General features: G+C 67.0%; 17 protein-coding genes. 6 read left to right on the top strand and 11 right to left on the bottom strand.

The features are described 5' to 3' along the window. Positions 1-5: 5 nt before the first annotated feature. Entirely contained in the window at positions 6-770 is a 765-nt protein-coding gene (locus KME79_RS21245; protein ID WP_219545928.1) for a CPBP family intramembrane glutamic endopeptidase, read from the top strand. A 64-nt stretch (positions 771-834) separates the two neighbouring features. Here KME79_RS21245 and KME79_RS21240 read toward each other — a convergent pair whose 3' ends face one another. Both KME79_RS21240 and KME79_RS21235 read right to left on the bottom strand, forming a co-directional pair. Then, positions 835-993 carry a hypothetical protein gene (locus tag KME79_RS21240; protein ID WP_219545927.1) on the bottom strand — a complete coding sequence of 53 codons (159 nt, stop codon included), beginning with the start codon at positions 991-993 and terminating at the stop codon, positions 835-837. Between the two features lie 3 nt (positions 994-996). Then, on the bottom strand, positions 997-1,590 hold the full coding sequence (locus tag KME79_RS21235) for a carboxymuconolactone decarboxylase family protein (RefSeq protein WP_219545926.1): 594 nt from the start codon (positions 1,588-1,590) through the stop codon (positions 997-999). A gap of 178 nt (positions 1,591-1,768) precedes the next feature. Between KME79_RS21235 and KME79_RS21230 the strand changes: the two genes are divergently transcribed. Next, positions 1,769-2,749, top strand: a complete 981-nt coding sequence (locus tag KME79_RS21230) for a hypothetical protein (protein WP_219545925.1) — start codon at positions 1,769-1,771, stop codon at positions 2,747-2,749. Positions 2,750-2,788: 39 nt separating this feature from the next. Here the strand turns inward: KME79_RS21230 and KME79_RS21225 are convergent, their stop codons facing one another. Next, positions 2,789-3,064, bottom strand: a complete 276-nt coding sequence (locus tag KME79_RS21225; RefSeq protein WP_219545924.1) for a hypothetical protein — start codon at positions 3,062-3,064, stop codon at positions 2,789-2,791. Positions 3,065-3,635: 571 nt separating this feature from the next. Between KME79_RS21225 and KME79_RS21220 the strand changes: the two genes are divergently transcribed. Both KME79_RS21220 and KME79_RS21215 read left to right on the top strand, forming a co-directional pair. Continuing rightward, entirely contained in the window at positions 3,636-3,929 is a 294-nt protein-coding gene (locus KME79_RS21220; RefSeq protein WP_246640188.1) for a PadR family transcriptional regulator, read from the top strand. Further along, entirely contained in the window at positions 3,926-4,879 is a 954-nt protein-coding gene (locus tag KME79_RS21215; protein ID WP_219545922.1) for an HD domain-containing protein, read from the top strand. Before KME79_RS21220 ends, KME79_RS21215 begins: the two co-directional genes overlap by 4 nt. A gap of 64 nt (positions 4,880-4,943) precedes the next feature. Here KME79_RS21215 and KME79_RS21210 read toward each other — a convergent pair whose 3' ends face one another. The 3 genes from KME79_RS21210 to KME79_RS21200 form a co-directional block, all read right to left on the bottom strand. After that, the gene (locus KME79_RS21210; RefSeq protein WP_219545921.1) at positions 4,944-5,339 is read right to left on the bottom strand and encodes a hypothetical protein; all 396 of its coding nucleotides are present in this window, start codon (positions 5,337-5,339) and stop codon (positions 4,944-4,946) included. A 187-nt stretch (positions 5,340-5,526) separates the two neighbouring features. After that, complete coding sequence (locus tag KME79_RS21205) at positions 5,527-7,587, bottom strand: hypothetical protein (protein ID WP_219545920.1); 2,061 nt, start codon at positions 7,585-7,587, stop codon at positions 5,527-5,529. Next, positions 7,584-7,817 (bottom strand): hypothetical protein, encoded by a 234-nt coding sequence (locus tag KME79_RS21200; RefSeq protein WP_148028993.1) that lies wholly within the window; start codon positions 7,815-7,817, stop codon positions 7,584-7,586. Before KME79_RS21200 ends, KME79_RS21205 begins: the two co-directional genes overlap by 4 nt. 619 nt (positions 7,818-8,436) lie before the next feature. On the opposite strand from KME79_RS21200, the gene KME79_RS21195 reads away from it, so the two are divergent. Next, positions 8,437-9,645, top strand: a complete 1,209-nt coding sequence (locus KME79_RS21195; protein ID WP_219545919.1) for an ISAs1 family transposase — start codon at positions 8,437-8,439, stop codon at positions 9,643-9,645. 87 nt (positions 9,646-9,732) lie between these two features. Beyond that, the gene (locus KME79_RS21190) at positions 9,733-11,406 is read left to right on the top strand and encodes a DUF2075 domain-containing protein (protein WP_219545918.1); all 1,674 of its coding nucleotides are present in this window, start codon (positions 9,733-9,735) and stop codon (positions 11,404-11,406) included. Positions 11,407-11,415: 9 nt separating this feature from the next. On the opposite strand, the gene KME79_RS21185 is transcribed toward KME79_RS21190, so the two are convergent. The 5 genes from KME79_RS21185 to KME79_RS21165 form a co-directional block, all read right to left on the bottom strand. Further along, positions 11,416-12,504: a radical SAM protein gene (locus KME79_RS21185; protein ID WP_219545917.1), complete on the bottom strand. Its 1,089-nt coding sequence runs from the start codon at positions 12,502-12,504 to the stop codon at positions 11,416-11,418. Positions 12,505-12,664: 160 nt separating this feature from the next. Further along, positions 12,665-12,781 (bottom strand): ALQxL family class IV lanthipeptide, encoded by a 117-nt coding sequence (locus tag KME79_RS21180; RefSeq protein ID WP_219545916.1) that lies wholly within the window; start codon positions 12,779-12,781, stop codon positions 12,665-12,667. 93 nt (positions 12,782-12,874) lie between these two features. Beyond that, entirely contained in the window at positions 12,875-14,665 is a 1,791-nt protein-coding gene (locus tag KME79_RS21175; protein ID WP_219545915.1) for an alpha/beta hydrolase family protein, read from the bottom strand. Beyond that, positions 14,662-17,466, bottom strand: coding sequence for a class IV lanthionine synthetase LanL (gene lanL, locus KME79_RS21170; protein ID WP_219545914.1), 2,805 nt, complete (start codon positions 17,464-17,466; stop codon positions 14,662-14,664). The genes KME79_RS21175 and lanL overlap by 4 nt, the downstream gene beginning before the upstream one ends. A gap of 1,205 nt (positions 17,467-18,671) precedes the next feature. Continuing rightward, positions 18,672-19,052 carry a hypothetical protein gene (locus tag KME79_RS21165; RefSeq protein ID WP_219545913.1) on the bottom strand — a complete coding sequence of 127 codons (381 nt, stop codon included), beginning with the start codon at positions 19,050-19,052 and terminating at the stop codon, positions 18,672-18,674. Between the last annotated feature and the right edge of the window lie 763 nt (positions 19,053-19,815).

Raw genomic sequence — 19,815 nt, 5'->3', positions numbered from 1 at the left:
GTAGCGTGGCGGTGTTCTTCCCGCTGGTGTTCCTGTTCAGCGTCCCGTTCGTGGTGGTGGGGTCCCTGTCGGGCGCGCAGATCGTGCCGGGCGTGCCTCTGTCGGGGCTGGCCTTCGTCTGCCCGGCTCTGGCCGCGGCCGTGCTCGTCCACCGCGAGGGCGGGATGGACGGGGTGCGAGCGCTTGCCGGACGCGCCTTCGACGCCGGCCGGGTTCGCCGCAAGGCGTGGTTCGTGCCCGCTCTGCTGCTGTACCCGGCCGTGGTGGCCCTGTCGTACTTGCTGTTACGGCTGTCCGGCACCCCGCTGCCGGACGCGCACTTCTCCCTGGCCTCGGCGCTGTCGCTGGCCGCCGCGCTCTTCGTGGGCGCGCTGTGCGAGGAACTGGGGTGGTCGGGCTACGCCACCCGGCCCTTGCAAGCCCGCTGGGGACCGGCGTGGGCGGCCCTGATCCTCGGGTCGGCCTGGGCCGTCTGGCACTGGCCGGCGCTGCTCCAGGTGGGCCGCCCGGTGTCCTGGATCGCCTGGTGGTCGCTCGGCACCGTCGCGGCCCGCGTGATCATGGTGTGGCTGTTCGCCCACATGGGCGGCAGCGTCCTGGCCATGGCGCTGTTCCACATGACACTCAACCTGGCCTGGCAGCTGTTCCCGGTCGACGGATCACATTTCCCCGTGGCGCTGGTGGCGGTGCTGATGACGATCGTGGCGGTGACCATCGTCGTGCTGGACTTCAGTAGAGCGAAGGCAGCGTCCGCGCGACCGCGTCGTTGAAGCGGTCCGAGGCCTCATCCGTCGAATGCACCAGGAGGTGGGCCCCCTCCTGGTGCGGGTGGTGTCAGACGATCGGACCCTCGCCGGCGAGCTGGACGCCGGGGCGGCCGTTCTCGACGACGTACGTGGCTCGGGTGGATGCCGGAGCGCCGGGCCGGTCGACGTACGGGAGCACCCGGAAGCCGGTGCTCCACAGGGTGAAGACCTGCGGCTGAGAAACCACAGGTCAGACTGGCTGATCCTCGATCGGGCGGCCGAAGGTGACGGCCTCCCGCACGGATCGCGGCGCCGTGTCGCGGAGGGCGGCGTCGGGACGTGCGCCGAGCGCGTCGTTGACGGTCGAGAACGCGCTGCGCAGTGCCACGAAGACGGTGACCGCGAAGATCTGACCGTCGTCGTACCCCGCCTCCTGCAACGCGCGCACGTCCGTCTGACCGATCCCGTTGGGATCGCGTGCCACCTTCCGCGCCCAGCCCGCCAGCGCTCGCTCCCGGGGCGTCAATCCGTCGTCGTCGCCCCGCAGCACTCCCGACGCCACACGGGCGTCGGCGGCCTCGGCCAGCTTGTTGCCCCAGGCCAGCGAGCAGTACGAGTCCCCCATGGCCGAGGCGCAGGCGGTCACCAGGATGCCGCGGGTGCGCAGGTCGAGCCCACCTGCCTCGACGCACTGCCGTAGCAGGTCGAACAGTCCCGCGATGGTGTCCGGCTGGTGGGCCCACAGCCTGGTGAGGTTCATGACATAGCCGCACTCGGCCAGGTCATCGTCGAACAGCTGCCGTACCTCCGAAGTCATCTCCGGAGGTTGGAGGAATCCGCTCATGAAGTTCTCTCCCTTCCGCAGGAAGAGTGGTCGAGCGTACTTGCCAAACGCTTGCCAACCGCTCATAGCCGAAGAGGGCTCGGCATGCCGGCGGTGGGTGAGCCGGTTCCTCAGGGTGGATCAACTAAGGTGCCCATTCATGCACGGAATCCGAAGGATGCCGTCTACGCTCACGCTCGTGCGGAAAACGAGCGTGGCGCTGATGGCGCTGCTGGTCCTGACCGGTTGTACGCAGCAGGCTGGTGAAGACGGGCTGCTGGACGCGATGGCCAGCGTCTCGGGGGAGGGACCCGCCGCGGCGTACTTCGAATACGGCGAACCGGCCTGGTGGCGTGACCTCGGCGTCGATGCCGGCTCCGGCGGGGATCGCCGCTGGCTTCCCGCGGCGGTCTCAGGTCTCGGAAGCCTGGGCGCCGCTTGGCAGACCCTGCCACAGGCCACCGGCATGGCTCCCGCGACCGCCACCCGGGCGATCTCGATCGGCGTGCCCCCGCAGCAGGCGTTCCGGTTCGACGGCGACGTCGACTCGGACGCCGTACGGACGAAGCTGACCGCTCTCGGCGCCAAGCCCCGCACCATGGGCGGCCACGAAGGGCTCTCCTTCTCCCCTGGAGCCGAGATAGACCTGTCCCGCCTGATCGTTCCCGGGCTGACCAACCAGCTCAACCAGGTCGTGGTCACCGACTCCCTGGCAGCGGCGGCCTCCACCCCCGGCCCGCTGGAGGCCGTTCTGGGCGGGGAGCGTACTCTGGCCGACAACCCCGCGCATGCCGCCATGGCCGCCTGCCTCGGCGACGTCGCCGCCGCCACGATCATGGCCCCGTCCCCTCCCGGCGCGGTCACGCTGTACGGCGTCGGGCTGCGCCGCCCGGCCAGCCTGAACGACCGGCCGGTCAACGTCATCTGCGTGCTGCCGTCAGCACCCGCCGCCGCCGACGTCGAACGCGCGCTGACAACCCGCCTCACCCCAGAGGGAAAGATGCGGGACGGCGGGACCTTCGGTACGTACGCCCCAGAGATCGCGCACGACCGGATCACCTCGGACGATCACGTGGTGCTGAGGGCCGTCCTCACGCTGAGCGGCACCAAGACCGTGATGTTCGCCAACGAGATGCTGGTTCGGAACGAGCTCCAGGGCCTGATCAACTCATCACGTTGATCCATTGCGTCGCCTATGTCAGCATGCGCACCTGTAATGTTAGTTGGGCTTGGGAGTACATTCATGTAGTTCGCCGTAGCGTTTGCGGGCAATGGTGAGCAATTGCGTCAAGTCGCTCACCGGGTCACGCCCTTTCGCCACTTCCGACAGATCAACGCTGATCCATGGTCGTTCATCCCCGCATCGAAACAACATCATCGTGTAGTACGGTCTGGTGCGCGGCAATCGAGCGGTATAAGCGATGAGCCCGGTGCCGAGATCCTCCGGAAGTGCAGCCAGTTGACTCTTGCCGAAGTTCTCGCGTGCGATGTCCAAGACGCCGTCACCATCTCTTACCGACCACACGAGGGAGAGTCGGTCATAATCATTGCGAAGCGCACATTGCCCATGAGTCGTGGGCACACCGGTCTTGCGCTCCTCGACCGTCACAGTAAGGCCAGTGATCGCCCGGACTGCCTGCTGGGGGAGGAAGTCACACCAGTAGGGTGAGGAGTCGACGACAGGACTGGTCGAAGCTTTGGCCTCTGGACCGGGCGACGGCGGCGAAGGGGCATCGGTACAGCCGGCGGCCAGTGCAAATAACAGTGTCAGGCCAGCTACGGCGCTGCGGGACTGTCGGGCAGCTCGAAACGGCATGTCAGTATCCAGTGATGTTGAGGTTGTCGTGCGTATTGTCACGGGCCGTGTGCACGGTGTTCGCCAACTCGTTGGAGCTGCTTTCGATGGTGGAATGCCGACGTGCCAATTCCATGGACGGAATCCATGTCCGGTCGGTGCCCGGGAACGGCAGGTCAGACTGGTGTCACCGCTGAAGTAATGTCACACTCCGTACTCGATATTTAGAGTTCGATACATGGCTGATAGCCCTCGGATGACCTTGCCGACGATGCTGGTGCTGCAAGTGCTGCTCTCCGATCCGGCCAAGCGCCGTTATGGCCTGGAACTGTGCGAGAAGACCAAGCAGCATCCCGGTACGGTCTACCCGATCCTGGCGAGGCTGGAGCGTGAATTCGGCTGGCTTGAGCGGCACGAGGAATCTCCGGCCGAGCACCTGGCCGAAGGCCGCCGTGCCCGCCACTACTACCTGCTGACCGACAAAGGCGCGGTGAAGGCGCGCGCTGCGCTCGATCGGGCTGAGCGGTCGCGCATGGCCGTGAGCTTCCGGACGGCGACGTCATGACTCACCCGGTAACCCCGCTGTCGACCGAGCTGAGCGCCGGATTCACGGCCGTGGAACTCGGCAGGATCCAGCGCGCTTACGAACTTGCCGCCCATTTCCATGCGGGCCAGGTGCGCAAGAGCGGCGATCCGTACATCACCCATCCGGTCGCCGTCGCGGAAATCGTCGCCGAGTTGGGTCTGGACTGCGACAGCGTTTGCGCCGCTCTGCTCCACGACGTGATCACGGACACAGAATGCACCTCCGCGCGGCTCCGCGCCGAGTTCGGTGACGAGATCACCGGCCTGGTCCAGGGTATGAGCGATCTCGACCGTCAGTACGATCAAGCCGCCATCGACGGCGCTGACGATCGCGTCCTCACGCTGAAAGTGCTCGATCGACTGCACAACATGCGGACACTTCAGCCCTTGCCTCTGGCCAAGCGACAGCGCAAGAGCCGGGAAACAGTGGATCTCGTAGCACCGGTCGCAAGACGTCTCGGCCTGCAAGCTATTGCGGATGAACTCGAAACGATCGCTCGTCAACACCTACCGAGTGACACCGGCCTGGCGGGCCGCGTTCTCGCCCTCGCGTCGATGATCCTCCCTGCGGCGTTCAGAGCGAGCTATCGGAAGGAATGGCTCGGCGATCTCGAACAGTTACGGGGCCGCCGGGCTCGTGCATGGTTCGCGGTCGGGCTCCTGTATGGCATGCCCGCCCTCGCCTTGGCCTTACGCCGCTCGCCAGGGCGGACATCGAAGACCTGGCTGTTGGCGGTGTCACACTGGATACTGCGCTCAAATTCCCGCACATGGGCCCCGCTGGCCCTGTTCTTGGGTTGGGTGGTCATGGAAATCGCACGGAACAGTCTCGGTGACGCAATCGTGGCCCTGATAACCGTGCCTCCAGTTTTCCACGCCGGTGTCGGATACCTTCGCGCGAAGTTGGGTCTCAGCACATCGGACGAGTAGCCTCCGCATCGTGTTCCTAAGCTGGTTGGACTGTTCTACGCGTCTGGTCGGCCAGTGTCCTGCACTACATCGCTTCGGGGCTGCATCGATGTATTTCGCCAAATCGGTCGCGCGCTATGCGGAGCAACGCGACCAGGTCTGCGACCACGTTCCGGCCCTTGGCCACCTCTGAGAAGTCGATGCCCATCCAGGGTCTTTTGTCGCCGCATCGGAACAGTATGAAGGCGACGTAAGGGCCTGTCCTGGGCTCGCCCTCGGTGTAGGCAATCAGCCCTTTTCCGAGGTCAGGCGGTAGGTCTGCCAGTCGACGGCGACCGAAGTTCTCCTGTGCGAGGTCAAGCGCGTTATCGCCACCACGGATCGACCAGTTGAGGGAGAAGCGGGTGTACTCATTCCTCAGCAAGCATCCACCATGGGTGGTCGGCACGCCGTCTTTGTTCTCCTCCAGCGGTATGGACAAGCCGCTGATCAGGCGCACTGCCTGCTGCGGGATGACATCACACCAGTAAGGACCTGAAGCACTCACCGGGCGTAGGTCCGCCGTCGCCGGGGGCGGAGATGGGGGACCGCTCTGCTTACTACAGCCGGATGTCAGCGCCAGCGCGAGCAGGGTGCCGAGGATCGTGGCCAGAGTACGTGTAGACATGTCAGTAGTTCCGGTCGATGCCGAGGTTCTCGTGAACATCCACGCCGGCACTGTTGTCCATCGCCTCTTTCACGGTTTGCAAATCACTCTCGATCTTGGCGTGCCAGCGTGCCCACTTGATGAATTGATCGAACATGGCCGGGTCCGCCACGATCTCGTCGAGCGGCTTGAGAGCAGGAGGCTGGCCGTCTGTGGCGAATATTTTTCCCTTGAGATCCGCTCGGGCCTCGGTGTTCCATTGACCGTGTGCGATCCTGGCGCTGAGCATCATTGTCTCAATCATCGACATGGTCATCGTGCGATCGTTGCTCGCCTGCTGCATGGCCGACCCTGTGGTCATGCCGTCCCGCAGCATCCGGTCAACCAATAACGCCGAGAGCTTCTCGAACGCCATCGGGGTGAGCTTCTCATGCGCCTTGTCGCCCAAGAACCCGAAGCGAGTGGCGAACTTCCCCGCCGGTCCGGTCAGCTCGCTCAGCACACTGTTGATCATTCCTTTCATCTCCTCTTTGACCTGCTCATCAGTCTTGGCTTGGGCCAACAAGTACAGTCGCCGGGTCTCCAGGATGTGGCCCATGAAGCGCGCCTCCGGAATGAGTACGTCCTCTATCTGCTCCCCGCCGTCCCGCCGGTAGGACTCGTGGACCATGCTCAGCATCCGTTGGACCTCGGCCTCCACCAACGATTTCGTGGCAGCTGCGTCGGATCCCGCGAAGGCCAGCAGCCGATCCATCTCAGCATGATTGATGCCTTTCAGGTCTGGCTTGCGTTCATCGAAAACGGTGAAAACCTTGTCGATGTGCGCGGCCATAACTGATCCGATCGGGCCGGCCAGAAACGACAGTCGCTTCAGCTTCTCTGTGTCGGTGATCTGAAGCTTGCCGTCGCCGCCACGTCCGAAGACGCCATCGAGTTCGTTCTTGAGAATGATGAGCGCCTCGTTCGTGTGTTTGAGCGACTCCTTGTCCTTGCTGCTCAACGCCGTGCGCAGCAGCCCTGCGAACGGGGCGTGGTTCCCCGTCTTGTTGAAGCCGTCCAGTCGGTCGGTGAGCAGGTACGCCATGATCGACTTGTTCCAGCCCTTCGGGGTGTGGAAGAGCAATGCCTGCGCGGCCGGCAGTGAATACTGGGCCGCCTGGGCCAGGTCATCGATGACGCTCGCTTTGATCGGCTCTCCCGGCTGCCCCATCCGCGGCCCACCTGGCTGCATGGAGTCGCTGATGCCGAGCACCGTGGCCAGGTCCATGCTGTTGGCGTAAGGAGTTCGCGAGTCGGACAGCTCCTTCTGGTGCACGATGGCGTCCCTGCCGACCACTTCCATGAACCGCTTGGAGAAGGGCGGCTTGCCGTCGCTGGCTCTCCATATCAGCGCCTGAGCCTGGTAGCCGACGTAGGTCACTTCGAGCGCCTTGTGCTCGGCCCGCCCTTCCTCGACCAACTGATTCAGGAAGGCCTCTCCCATGAACGCCTCGTCTTTTGGGTTGGTCCCCTTCGCCAGCGTGGTGGCCAGCAGTTTCATGACCTGCTGGACTTGTTTCACCTGTTGTGGATCACGCGTGGAGTTGACATTGGCGCGCACCTGCAGGCCAAGCGCGGCCGGAAGTTCGGTGATGCCCTTGGCTCCCAGCTTGGCGAGGAAGGTCTTGACGAACTCCGGATCGTTCACCCTTCCCGCGTACTTCTGAAGCTCCGCCATCGCCTTGCGGTCACCGCGGCCGGCGGCGGCCGCCGCCTTGGCAGCCAGTGTGCCGTCGAGCTGTCCTTGGGCCTGGCGGAGCGAGTCCGGCACCGCGATAAGGGATCCCGTCGCTACGGACGTTCCAAGGGTGATTTTGTGCCGCTCGATCTCACGGACGATGCGCTGCCGTTTGCGAAGATCATCTGCTTCCTGGCCGACCTGTGCCGCGAGCTTTCTGATTCGTTCCGCGGGAGTGGTGTCGAGCCCTGCGCTCGTGAGCTCTCCGTATAACAGGGAGGCCAGCTTTTCCATTTGCGCGGCGGCTGCGGTGTGACGGGTGACAAGCATGTCGAACTCCGGCAGCTTGACTCCGCTGAAGCTCATCTCGTCTTCACCAGCTCATCCCTGGCCATGGCGACGGCCTGGGCGAGCATCGCATGCAGTTCCCGCTGAGAGTTGTGCACCGACTGATCGAATCGGCTGCCCGTCGGCCCCACCCAGGCGTCGGCTTCCATGAGCTGGCAGGAAGCGTGCAGAGCCCACCAGTTGTCGTCGGACAGCTTCTGAATGCGTTGCACCGCTGCCTGCATGAGCTCGCGATCAGGACCAGGCATGCCGATCTCCTCGTACAGCTGTCAAGGGCCCCAACTGACGATAACCCCGCACGGGCCAATTGCCCCGGTAACCAACTTTCTTGCGATTCCTCCCAATGCGTTGACCCAAGGAGCGAATGCCATACGTACAAGTAGGCCGTCGCACACCATCCGGCAAGGCTGGTTCCGCGTCGAAGCCCAGGCGATGCCGCTCAGCGAACCCCACGGCCCGACGAAGATCCAGGTAATCTTCTGGACGTATCGGTGATGCGGCCCGACGGGCTTCCGCCTCGATAGCGGACACGCCCCCATACCGCACGAGTCTTTCGTGCTGCCTGGGGGTACATCCGTGGCCGTTTTCCGGCATTCGGCGGAAAGCCTGGTCCAGTTGGTGTCTGAGTCGGTGCCCGAGCGCGTCCTCAGCGAGGTGATCGCTGAGAACCTGCGGGCGACCCAAGGCATCAATCCCGGCAAGGGGGAGCGCAGGTCCTGCAGGGCCGAAGCGTTCTCGGCTGAGGAGGTCGTTGCCGGGATGAGGTAGCAGGTGACGGGAACACCCCCGGGGCGCAAATGACGAACGCGACCCCCGATGATCGTTGGTTGTCTACGCCAGTCGATCAAGAACAGGGGCCGCGTTCGCGTGCCATCATCCCCGATCGACGTGCTCGCCCGCCACCTGGAGCACGTCACCCCCGCCGACCCGTTCGCCAGCCCGCCCGCCGACCTGATCGACCTGCCCACGCTGGCCGAAGTCCTGGACACGCTGCCCGACCCACGCAGCCGCCGGGGACGCCGCTACCGGCTCGGCCCGCTGCTCACGTTATCCCTGCTCGCCGTGCTCGGCGGAGCAACCTCACTCAAGCAGATCACCCGCATCATCACCGGATACGACCCCGGTCTACGCGCCCGAGCCGGCCTGCCCGGCACCACACGCCTGGCCGCCAGCACCCTGGGACGCCTGCTCGCCCGTCTCGACGGCGACGCCTTCGACACCGCCGTCTACGACTACCTGACCGCTCTCACCACCGACCCACCCGCCACCAGCAGCCCGGCCCCGCACCGCACTCCGCTCACTGGCCTGGCCGTGGACGGCAAAACCCTGCGCGGCAGCCGCACCGGCGACGGCACCGTGCATCTGCTGGCCGCCACCCGCCACGACACCCAGACCGTCACGGCCCAGCAGCAGGTCCAGGCCAAGAGCAACGAGATCCCCGCATTCGCACCCCTGCTGTCCAAGCTGGACCTGTCGACCCTGGTGGTCACGGCCGACGCCCTGCACACCCAACACGACAACGCCCGCCAGGTCGTCACCGACGGCGGTCACTACCTGTTCCTCGTCAAGGGGAACCAGCCCAGCCTGCACCGCCGGCTCAAGACCCTGCCCTGGCGAGAAGCGATCCTCAACGACCGCACCGACGAGACCGGGCACGGCCGCCGAGAGATCCGCCGCATGAAGATCTGCACCGCCCGCCCCGGACTGCCCTTCCCCCACGCCGCCCAGGCCATCCAGGTCAAACGCCGCCGCACCAACCACAAGACCGGCAAGACCACCATCGTCACCGTCTACGCCGTCACCAGCCTGCCACCCGGGCGCATCACCCACGCCCAGCTCGCCGCGTTGATCCGCGGCCACTGGAGCATCGAAGCCCTGCACCACATCCGCGACGTCACCTACCGCGAGGACGCCTCCAGAGTCCGCACCGGCACCGCACCCCGGATCATGGCCAGCCTGCGCAACCTGGCCATCGCCCTGGCCCGTCTGATCGGCTGGACCAACATCGCCGCCGCCACCGACCACTACCGCAGCCACCCGGCCGACGGCCTTCATTTACTCGGTTTCACCACATGAGAACGCTTCGGCCTTGGCAGGTCCTGGGACCGGAGCCTCCCGATCCTGGCCCGAGATCTGGTCGAAGCCGGGCTGGGCGGCGTCGAGATGCTCATCGAGTACCAACTGCCGTTAACCAGCAAGCGGGCGGACGTCATCCTCGCCGGACGTGACCGGCGCACGGGCGCCGACTCCTACCTGATCGTCGAGCTCAAGCAGTGGAGCCAGGCCGAGCGGTACGAGGAGGACGCTGATCTCGTCCTGGTGTCCGGCATGGGGGAGCGGCCCAAGCTTCACCCGGTCGTGCAGGTGCGCGGCTACTGCGAATACCTGGCCGACTTCGTCGGAGCCCTGGACCAGCACCGGAACGCGGTACGCGGGGTGGCCTACCTGCACAACGCCAGCGACCTGGACATCCATGATCTCTATGACCAGGTCGAGGACGAACGCACCCGGCTCTTCAGCAAGACGCGCCGCGGCCAGTTCGTCGACTACCTCAAGGCGCAGTTCGCGCCCGAGTCGGGCGCCGACGCGGCCGATCGCCTGCTCTCCAGCTCCATCCGGCCGTCCAAGCAGCTGCTCAAGGCCGCTGCCGGCGAGATCAAGAACCGTGACCAGTTCGTCCTGCTGGCCGAGCAGCGCCTGGCCTTCGAGATGGTCATGCACGCGGTGGAGAAGGCCCGTGCGAGTAATTCCAAGCAGGTCGTGATCATCACCGGCGGGCCCGGCTCCGGCAAGAGCGTCATCGCGCTGTCCCTGCTCGGCGAGGTCTCCAACCGCGGATACACGGTCCTGCACGCCACTGGTTCACGCTCCTTCACCGAGACGATGAGGCGGGTCGTCGCCAAGGGGTCGACCCGGATGAAGGCCATGTTCAAGTACTTCAACAACTTCATGGCCGTCAAGCCGAACGATCTGGATGTCCTCATCTGCGACGAGGCGCACCGTATTCGCGAGACCTCGGAAAACAGGTTCACCAGAGCGGCTCAGCGCACGGGCCGGCCACAGGTGGACGAACTCATCAACGCGGCGAGAGTGCCGGTCTTCCTGCTGGACGAGCATCAGGTCGTACGGCCGGGCGAGATGGGACGCGTGGCCGACATCACCGCCTACGCTCAATCCCTGGGCCTTGCCGTGCACCAGGTCGATCTGGACGCGCAGTTCCGCTGCGGCGGGAGCCGCAAGTACGAGGAGTGGGTGCTACGCCTGCTGGGCCTGGACGGCGAGGCTCCAGAAGTGTGGAAGGGCGACGACCACTTCGCCGTCTCCCTCACCGAGTCTCCGTACGAGTTGGAGGCCCAGCTACGGGCCCGGCTCGCGGCCGGGTTCTCGGCACGGATCACAGCAGGATTCTGCTGGCCCTGGAGCAGCCCCAACGGCGATGACAGTCTGGTCGCCGACGTGCGCATCGGTGACTGGGCACGACCGTGGAACGTCAAGGGCGACAGAGCTGTGGGGAACGCACCGGCCAGCGCCTTGTGGGCCTCCGCACCTGGCGGCTTCGAACAGGTGGGGTGCGTCTACACGGCGCAGGGCTTCGAGTACGACTGGAACGGCGTGATCTTCGGCCCGGATCTCGTCTACCGTGACGGCAGGCTGGTCACCGTACGCAGCGCCAGCAAGGACCCGGCGCTGACGCGTAAGGGCGTCAGCGACGAACAGGCGGACCAGTTGATCCGCAACACCTACAAGGTGCTGCTCACCCGCGGCATGATGGGCACCGCCGTGTACTCGGTCGATCCCGAGACGCAGGAGTTCCTCTCGGGGCTGGTCACCATGTGAGGCGCTTGTTCAAAGCTGGTGACCAGAGGCAGGGCCGGCCATTGACGCGATGTGCCTTCGGCCCCTCGTCCGGTCGTCCAAGGTGTACAGCGGGCGGCGGTCGATGCGGCGGCGGACCTCGTCCGTGCCGAAGTGGTAGTCGATGCGCCGGGTCGCCTCGGCCCAGTCCTCCATCGAGCGGACCGCCGACAGGGCCTCCACCACGAACGGGTCGCTCCATCTTTCCTTGACGCGCTCCCACAGTGTGCCGGCGTCCTCGGTGAGGAGGTTGCCGACGGTGCCCTCGTAGATCGGCATCGCGCGTACCTCGCCGTCCGGCTCCACCTGCAGCATGGGGAAGCCGTGCCGCTGCACGAGGTCCGGGTGCATCATCAAGATCATGTTGTTCGACGTCATGAGCTGCACCGAGCGGGGGGCGAGGGAACGCAGCCGTTCGACGTGCTCGCGGCTCACCAGGGTGCGCAGTTGGCCGAAGTCCAGCAGCTCGTGTTCGGCGAATTCCTTCCTGCTCGCGAGTCCGGACGGCACCGCGGCGGCGAAGGTGAGAAAGCGCAGGTGAGGGAACCGGGGCGCGACCACGCGGCAGAACTCCTCCAGCTCATCGAGGTTGGACCGCACAACCGCGTAGTCGACCCCGAACTCCACCGGATCGGCACCGCGCTCCCCGGAGACCTCGTCCAGGATGGCCAGCGTACGCATCGCCCGCTCGAACGAACCGGCCCGTCCGCGGATCCGGTCGTGCACCCCTGCGCTCGCCCCGTCGACGCTCACGGTGATCCGGGAGAAGACCTGGGACGCCTCTTCGGCCCACCGTCGGTCGAACGTCCATCCGCCGGTGTAGAGGTTGACCGCCACCCCCGCTCCGCTGATCCGCTCGGCGACCTCCAGGAGGTCTCTGACCAGCAGCGGCTCGCCACCGGCGAACTCCACCGCCTGCGGGCGCAGAGACACGATCGCGTCGGCGGCCCTGAGCATCTCGTCCCGGTTCAGCTGCCGGGCCGGGCGTCTGCCGGACTCGGAGTAGCAGTGCACGCAGCGCAGCGGGCAGGCGTACGTGATGTCCCAGATGACGTCGCTGGGCCCCTGTGGGGTGCTCATGGCGTGGTCCTTTCCTCGTCGCCTGACGCGGCGTTGCTCTCTTCGCGAGGGTTCGATGAACGGTGGTCCCGTTCCGGGACGACGAACGTCCAGGAACGGGACCACCTCCGGTGCTCAGCCCCGATCAGGGCCGAGCACGCTGGTCACGACCGCCGCCTCGTCAGGAGGTGAAGGTGGCGTAGCAGGTCCAGTCGCAGAGCCAGGTGCTGACACAGGGGTACAGCTCCGACTCCTGGTCGGCGGGCAGCATGTCGAGGGCGTCGATGTTGAGCTCCATCGTGTTTCCTTTCCCTAACCGTTGTGCCGCTCGTTTCGAGACGGCCTGTCCACCGGCCTCGTCACAACGACGAGGCCGGAGCCTGTGGGCCTGCTAGGCGGGTACGGACGTGCCCTCGCGCAGGATTCGAGTGGCCCTTTCGCTCAGGAAGTCGATGAGACGGTCGGCGACCAGGTGTCCCTCGCTGGAGACCAGCGGGTCGTGGCCGGCTCCGGGGATCTCCAGGTAGACCGGTGCCACCGGATGGGCGGCCGCCAGCAGCCGGCTGTGCAGCCGCCGGGAGTGGGCGACCGGGATGACCGGGTCCTGCTCACCGTGCACGATCATGATCGGCAGCCGCATGCGATCCGCCAGCCGGGCCAGGTCGCGCGGGCCGAGCTCGTCGTCGAGCTCCACCCGGCCGCCGAGGCGGTCGAGCAGCGCGCGTACGCTGGGCGGCCCGTCCCGGTACAGCTCCCCGCCGGACAGGAACGGTGCGATGACGGCGGCTCTGGCCCACAGGTCCGGCTCCGCGGCGACGGCGAGCAGAGCCAGGTAGGCGCCGTAGCTGATGCCGTACAGCATGGGCGGCTGCCGGCCCGGGCCACGGGCGTCGGCCAGCGTGCGCCCGAGATGAAGGATGTCCGCGAGGTCCGGGCCGCCCCACGCGCCGCGGATGGCGTCGCGGTGCGCGGCGCCGTAGCCGGTGCTCCCTCGCTGATTGGGCGCGACCACCGCCATGCCCGCCGCGGCCATCCGCTGGAACAACGGCTCGAAACCGAAGTGCCAGGCGGCCTCCGGGCCACCGTGCAACGCCAGGACCACCCGCTCGCTCGCCACCGGATCGCCGTACACGATGGCCTCGACCGGCCCTGGACAGTCCACCGTTCGCGCAGCAATCCAACGTCCCGGCTGCTCCTCGGCGGTGGCCCGTACCCGGGACCGGAACGGATCCGGCAGGGTGACCACGCCGAGCGGGCGGTCCGGCGTGGTGTGCAGCAGGTGCAGTCCGCCGGTGGTCCAGCGGGCCGTGGGCTGCAAGGTCCCGGCCGGCAGCTCCGCCTCGACGGTGGCGTCCGCCACGAGATCGTGCAGCAGCAGGTGGGAGCGGCTCCGGCGGGCGACCGACAGGGCCAGGCACCGTCCGCCGGGATCCAGGGCCAAGGGGGTGACGCTGCCCTCGATGGTGTTCAGCCGCTCGGGGAACACCGTCGGCGCCGGGTCGTCGCGGTGCCGTACGCCGAGACGGAACGCGCCGTCCCGCCGTGCCGCGGTGAGGAGCACTCCGGTACGAGGTGCGGCCATGAGCAGGTGTTCGCCGTCCGCCACTCCTTCGAGCGGCGCCGGGAGACCGGTGACGAGGTCGAGCACGAACGTGCCACCTGCCCCCGGCTCGGGACGGGCCAGCGCGAGACGTCGGCCGTCCGCGTCGAGCCAGACTCCGCCGCCGGCCGGGCCGGTCAGCTCGGCGACCGGCTCAGGAGGTTCGGCATGCCCTGACACCCGCCACACCTTGGTACGGCGGCCTTCGCCGTTCTCGAACAGCAGGGCGGCGGTGCCCGGCGCGATGCCACCGACGAGCCCGAGCCCCGGGCCGCGAGAGGCGAACAGTTCGTGCTCCTCGGCCGGCGCCCCGTCCGTCCCGGGGACGGCGAGCAGCAGCCGCGCGGACTGCTTACCGTGGCGGCAGAGCAGCACACCGACGTCCCCTGCGGGCAGCGGGAAGGTCCAGGAGTCCTCGCCGTCCCTGGTGGGCAGCAGGCGTGGCCGTGGCGCGGGGCCGGTGAGGTCCCACAACTCCGGCATGAGCCGGGCGCGGCCATGGGCGGCCAGGCAGGCGGCGTACTCCCCGGTGGCGAAGAACCGGAAGTTGATCCGTCTGAGCTCCGCGGGCATAGGGGTCATGACGCCCTCCCGGCGGCGGCCGCGAACGCCTCGCGAGCGGAGGCCGTACCGATCGCGGCGTCGGCCATCCACGGGCGGGGCCCACCGTGGCGCAGCCGCCACAGGAAGGCGAGCACGCCGGCCAGCCCGGTGTTCCAGCCGAACGTCACCTCAAGGCCGTTCTCGTCGGGCACCACGAGCAGCCCGTCGCGCATCGTGGCGCGCGCCCACACCATGCTCGCGAGCTCCCCGGCCTGCTCGCGGTAGACCGGCTCGCCGGTAAGATCCGCCATGTCCAGCAGGAACTGCCCGTCCCCGGCCAGTCCGTGACAGGCCGAGGTGCCGGAGCGCAGCCGGTGGCCGTGCACGGCGACGGCGGCGGCCCGCGCCACCTCCAGCGCGCGCCGGTCACCGGTGGCCGCGTGCAGGCGTACCAGGAACGTCCCGATCCCCGAGGACCCGTTGCACCAGTGGGTCAGCTTCGCCCCGCCGCGAGGGCCCTCCGCCCACAAGGCAGCCGCGCCCTGGTGGTCGGCCGCGTCCATGAGGGTACGACCGGCCAAGGCGGCCGTTTCCAGGCAGTCCTCGCGTCCGAGCGCGACGCCGGCCGCCAGCAGGTACGCGCCGACCCCGGCGACACCGTGGGCGAACCCGTAGTGCACCACCCCCGCCAGCGCGGAGTCGAAATCGCGCGGGATGGGCCACAGCACCGTGTCGGGAGTACGTTGAGCGACCTTGAGCAGTTCGTCGGCGCATTCGCCCGCCCGGTCGCGGAACCTCGTGTCACCGGTGGCGTTCCACAGGTGCACCAGCGCCATCCCCGTCCCGGCCAGGCCATGGCAGATGTCGGGGTTCGGCCAGCTGACCGGCAGTTCGAGGGCGAGGCTGAGACCCGCCGAGCGCACATCGTGGTCGTCGAGCGCCCTGCCCGCCTCGTACAGGGTCCAGGCCATGCCCGCCCGGCCGAAATACAGCCCCGGTGACGGGCGATGCTCACCCGCGAGACGGCCGATCATCCAGCCGGCGCCGTCGCGCAGCCCCGTCGTCAGCGGGACGCGCAGCTCCTGCGGCAGGCTCGCGGCATGGGGCCCTACCACGGAGGCCATCAGGTGGAGCACGCCGGCCGCACCGTACTGGACGCCCCAGGGATCGGCGCTGACGCCGTACCCGGCGCCGACGGGCCACAGCCGCGCTTCCGGCCCTGTCCCGCCGTGCGGGGGCTCTGCGGACATGCTGCGCCAGGTGTACGCCAGTCCGTCGTGCAGCAACCGGCCCTGCTCGGGGGTACCGAGCCGGTGACGCCCTCCCGCCACGGCGGGCGACCGCGGACCCAGATCGGACAGGAACGCGCGGACCCTGGCGAGATCCCACCGCCGGGCAGGATCCTCCGCCATCAAACCCAGGATCAGGGGAGCCAGCTCAGTGGCCAGGGGATCGCCTGAGACGGCCACCTCGACCAGCGTACGGACTCGGGAGTCCCACGATCTGGCCTGCTCTCCCTCGCCGGGCGCCAACATCGGCTGGCATGCGGTCAGCAGGTAGAACACGGTCGCGCCCAGCGCGTACAGGTCCACTTCGACGCCGGGGCAGGGCCCATGGGCGGGGGCCCGCTCCTGCTCCGGGGGAGCGTACCCACGGGTGCGGGCCCGCCCGACCGGAGTGCCGGGCACCGCCGCGGTCTCCAGATCGATCAGCCGGACGTCGCCGTCCTCGGTGACGATGATGTTGTTCGGAGTCAGATCGCGCACGATGTAGCCCTGCTCGTGCACCGTCGCGACCAGGTCGACGAGCCGCCCCACCAGGCGCAGCACTGTTTCGCGCGGGCGCTCGCCCGCCCAGGCGGTGAGTACGGTCCCCTCCACGCGCTCCTGCACCAGGAACAGGCTGTCGTCCTTGTCGAAGAGCGCCACCCTGCGCGCGGTGATGCCCAGCGGTCCGAACAGGCCCAGCATCCGCCACTCATGACGCAAGTTGTCACGCTCGTCACGCCCGCTCATCTTGGCGCTCATATGCGGCCGGGCCTGCTTGACGATCACGGTCCCGCCGGTGTCCCGGTCCTCGGCCAGGAACACCCCGCCCTTGGCGCTGTGCCGGACGGCCTGGCGCACCACGAACCGGTCGGCGAGCAGCACGGCCTCCGGCGCGGCCGACCGGACCGGAGCTCCGCCCGACTCGAAGGGGCAGGACGCCCACGGCGGTGGTGAGTACCAGGCGTTGCGCTTGTCGGTCACCAGCGTGCCGTCGGGGGCCGTCAGCCGGGAGGCGTAGGAGCCGTCGTTGTCCAGCACGAGAGGTGCCGAGAACACCCCATAGCGGTAGTGGACCAGGCTGCCCGGCTTGTAGACCCGATCGGACAGGATGCGCGGCCCGGGCAGACCCATGGTGGCCTCGTGCAGTTCCTCGGCGATCACGGTCGCAGCCCGGTCGTCGGGCGGATAGACGGTGACGAACTTGCCCACCGCCCCGCGATCCTGCTCCCTGGACACCAGATTGGACAGCTCGGCCAGCGTCGCCGCGAACTTGAAAGGGCAACGGCGCCGCGCCAGCACCTCCACCACGCGGGCGAGCACCACGGGAGCCGACAGCGGCGTCGCCGAGACGTGCAGCTTCCAGCCCTGCGCCTGGCGCGCCACGCCGTCCGGCGTCACGTACATCCACGGTCGGCGACTACGGAACTCCCAAGTGGCGGCGCCCTCCTCGCCGTCCACCGCCGCCAGATCCGCTCGCGCCAAGGCCGCTCTGGCGATGTCCTCCAGCACGTGCCGATCGACGTCGACCTCGTCTTCACGCGCCTTGCGCCCGTCCATGCCGTACCCCCACATGCGTCATCCCTTGGCGAAGCCGCCGGACGATAAGCGGGGCGGGCGTCGGCGTTAATCCGCCGGCCCACCGCAGATATCGACAGGTACGCCCCGATGTCTGACCGGCTTCAGGTATAGGTACGGCGACTTGGAACTGTCTTGGAGATGAATGGCGTCGGCGGCGAGTTTTTTGGCAGTCAGTTGCAAGTGTCGTCCAACTGGTAAACACCGACGGATTCGTGAATGCCCAGGCCAGAGCCATTCGCCATCAACAGCCTGCGACGGGACTTCAGCGGTGAGTTATCAAACTTGTTCACAAGTCGCTCTAAGTGACGTTCCGGTCGATTCCTAGTGTCATTGAAGTATTACGTGGAGTGATTGCGGCCGGAGGCGTTCATCGAAAGGCGGATGCTGTGCTCGCATTTCAGGCGAAGAGCCTCGGGATTCGCTCTGGGGCACAAATGTCTGTAGGCGCCTTCACGTACATGGATCTCGGTACAGAGGTTGAGGTTCCTCGGCGTGATTGCGTGCCTTTCGGCCGGTCGGTGACCATGCCGGTGGGATGCGGTATCCGGATGGTGGCGGCCTGACCCCGCCAACGGGCGCCGGGGCGACCTCCCAGAGCCGGCGCCACCACCCGCAGCATGGACGGCAGTGGCACTACGCGCCCACCGTGCCTGCTGGTCAGGCCGGGAACCTGCTCGGCGAAGGTGCGCTTGGCCCAGGCGGCCTATCCGACGCACCCGCTAGACACGAACGGCGGCAAGATGCGGAAACACGACCGCCAACAGCTCCGTGATCGACACAGAGCAGCGTCCCGACACCTGCACCGGCCCGCATCCGGTTCAACATGATCGTGATCTCGAAGTGCGGCCGATCACGTGGGCCGGGAGCGAAGGCCGCACGGCTGTGCAGTGGAGTGGAGCGCGAGCTGCCGCCGCTACGGCACTCATTGCTTCCCGGGAAGCCTGTGAGCACTCAGGCGTGCGGTCAGCAGGGCCCTGGGGGTGGGGTGAGGCAGCAGCACTCTTCCCCCGAGCACCCTCGGCTTGGCCTCCGGGGCGAAATGGGGCGGCGGTGACGGTTCGGATCCGTCCATCCCCATCGACTTTCTGGCGGCCGGAGCCTCCGGCCACAGGGCTCCGCCACAGGCGGAAGTGGTTCCGTGCTCGCGACGGATTAAATGCGTCCCCTTCTACGTCGGTCGCAGCCCATCCCGGCCGGGTTCACGGTGATCCCTTCGGCAGCGAGGACCAGTACTCGAGTACTTGAACAATGTCATCGATGCCTGTGACGCCCAAGAATGTGAATATGGACGCCGCCATGCCAGACAACACGGTCCAATATGTCCCCCAAGACATTCTCCCTCGCAGTGCTTCGATGCGAAAGATCTCTGCGATCCGAGTGGAAAGAATGCAAGGAGCCACAAATATTCCCAAAGCAAATATGCCCTGCTCAACCGACACTTTCTCCCCATGGGCAAGCCGGGCGTATTGCACGTATTTTGTCACCAGGACCACCCCGACGATAGCCCCTAGGATCATCCAGATCACGTCCAGGACACCGTTTTTGCTTTCATCTAAATTTTCGCCGGCGCCATCCGCCATGCGCCCACTCCCCGTTTCGAATTGATCAAGCTGCGAAGCCTTCCGTCGCGGGTACGTCGCACAGCAAGCGGCGTACGTCGAGCACCAGGCCCACAGCCAGGGCGGCGACGACCTGGTCCATGAGTGCCAATAGCTGCTGATCTTCCGGCCGCCAGATGAGACCCCCTCTAATGAGATCTTGTTTCCATGCCCGTCATTCTGGCCCCATGTGCGTGGATCGCGCAGGGATTCCGTCGATGTGAACACGGAGACCGGTATCGGTGCCGGGCGGGCTGTTCGGTCACCTGTGCGTGCGCGCCGACGACCTCCGTACGGCATGTCGCTTCGGAAGCGAGTCCACCCCGTCGATGCCGGTGCCGATCTCCGGTGGAGGCGGTCCGTGACTCCGGCGTCGCCGACGAGATCGACATTGAACGGCTCGGACCGTCGGGCCAGACTTGTGCTGACCGCAGGGTTCCTGGCCTGCGTCGTGCTCGGCATCTGGTCGAACGCCTGGGGCGGCGCCCCCGAAAGAATTGAGAGGGGCGACGGAATCAACAAGGTCCTACGGCTGCATACGGGTGCTTTCGGCGGCCTATGAAGGATTAGGAACGCAAAAGACCTGCGGCTGAAAAACCGCAGGTCAACGGGCGAAAACCGCCACGCGGTCAAGGTTCACGGCGTTCCTGCCTCCACACTGACCGACAACGGGATGGTCTTCACCACCCGGCTGGCCGGCGGCCGCGGCGGCCGCAACGCCTTCGAACACGAACTACGCCGCCTG

Source organism: Nonomuraea harbinensis (assembly GCF_019396385.1).
In the GTDB taxonomy this organism is placed as follows: Bacteria; Actinomycetota; Actinomycetes; order Streptosporangiales; family Streptosporangiaceae; genus Nonomuraea; species Nonomuraea ferruginea.
Note: the sequence above shows the minus strand (reverse complement) of the source record. Positions and strands in the feature narration are given on the sequence as shown.

Bases quoted from the DNA above. Each gene is read 5' to 3' on its own strand.
- KME79_RS21235 (WP_219545926.1), bottom strand. From the start codon at position 1,590: ATGAGCGGATTCCTCCAACCTCCGGAGATGACTTCGGAGGTACGGCAG.
- KME79_RS21220 (WP_246640188.1), top strand. From the start codon at position 3,636: ATGCTGGTGCTGCAAGTGCTGCTCTCCGATCCGGCCAAGCGCCGTTAT.
- KME79_RS21215 (WP_219545922.1), top strand. From the start codon at position 3,926: ATGACTCACCCGGTAACCCCGCTGTCGACCGAGCTGAGCGCCGGATTC.
- KME79_RS21205 (WP_219545920.1), bottom strand. From the start codon at position 7,587: ATGAGCTTCAGCGGAGTCAAGCTGCCGGAGTTCGACATGCTTGTCACC.
- KME79_RS21200 (WP_148028993.1), bottom strand. From the start codon at position 7,817: ATGCCTGGTCCTGATCGCGAGCTCATGCAGGCAGCGGTGCAACGCATT.
- KME79_RS21190 (WP_219545918.1), top strand. From the start codon at position 9,733: ATGCTCATCGAGTACCAACTGCCGTTAACCAGCAAGCGGGCGGACGTC.
- KME79_RS21185 (WP_219545917.1), bottom strand. From the start codon at position 12,504: ATGAGCACCCCACAGGGGCCCAGCGACGTCATCTGGGACATCACGTAC.
- KME79_RS21180 (WP_219545916.1), bottom strand. From the start codon at position 12,781: ATGGAGCTCAACATCGACGCCCTCGACATGCTGCCCGCCGACCAGGAG.
- KME79_RS21175 (WP_219545915.1), bottom strand. From the start codon at position 14,665: ATGACCCCTATGCCCGCGGAGCTCAGACGGATCAACTTCCGGTTCTTC.
- lanL (WP_219545914.1), bottom strand. From the start codon at position 17,466: ATGTGGGGGTACGGCATGGACGGGCGCAAGGCGCGTGAAGACGAGGTC.
- KME79_RS21165 (WP_219545913.1), bottom strand. From the start codon at position 19,052: ATGGCGGATGGCGCCGGCGAAAATTTAGATGAAAGCAAAAACGGTGTC.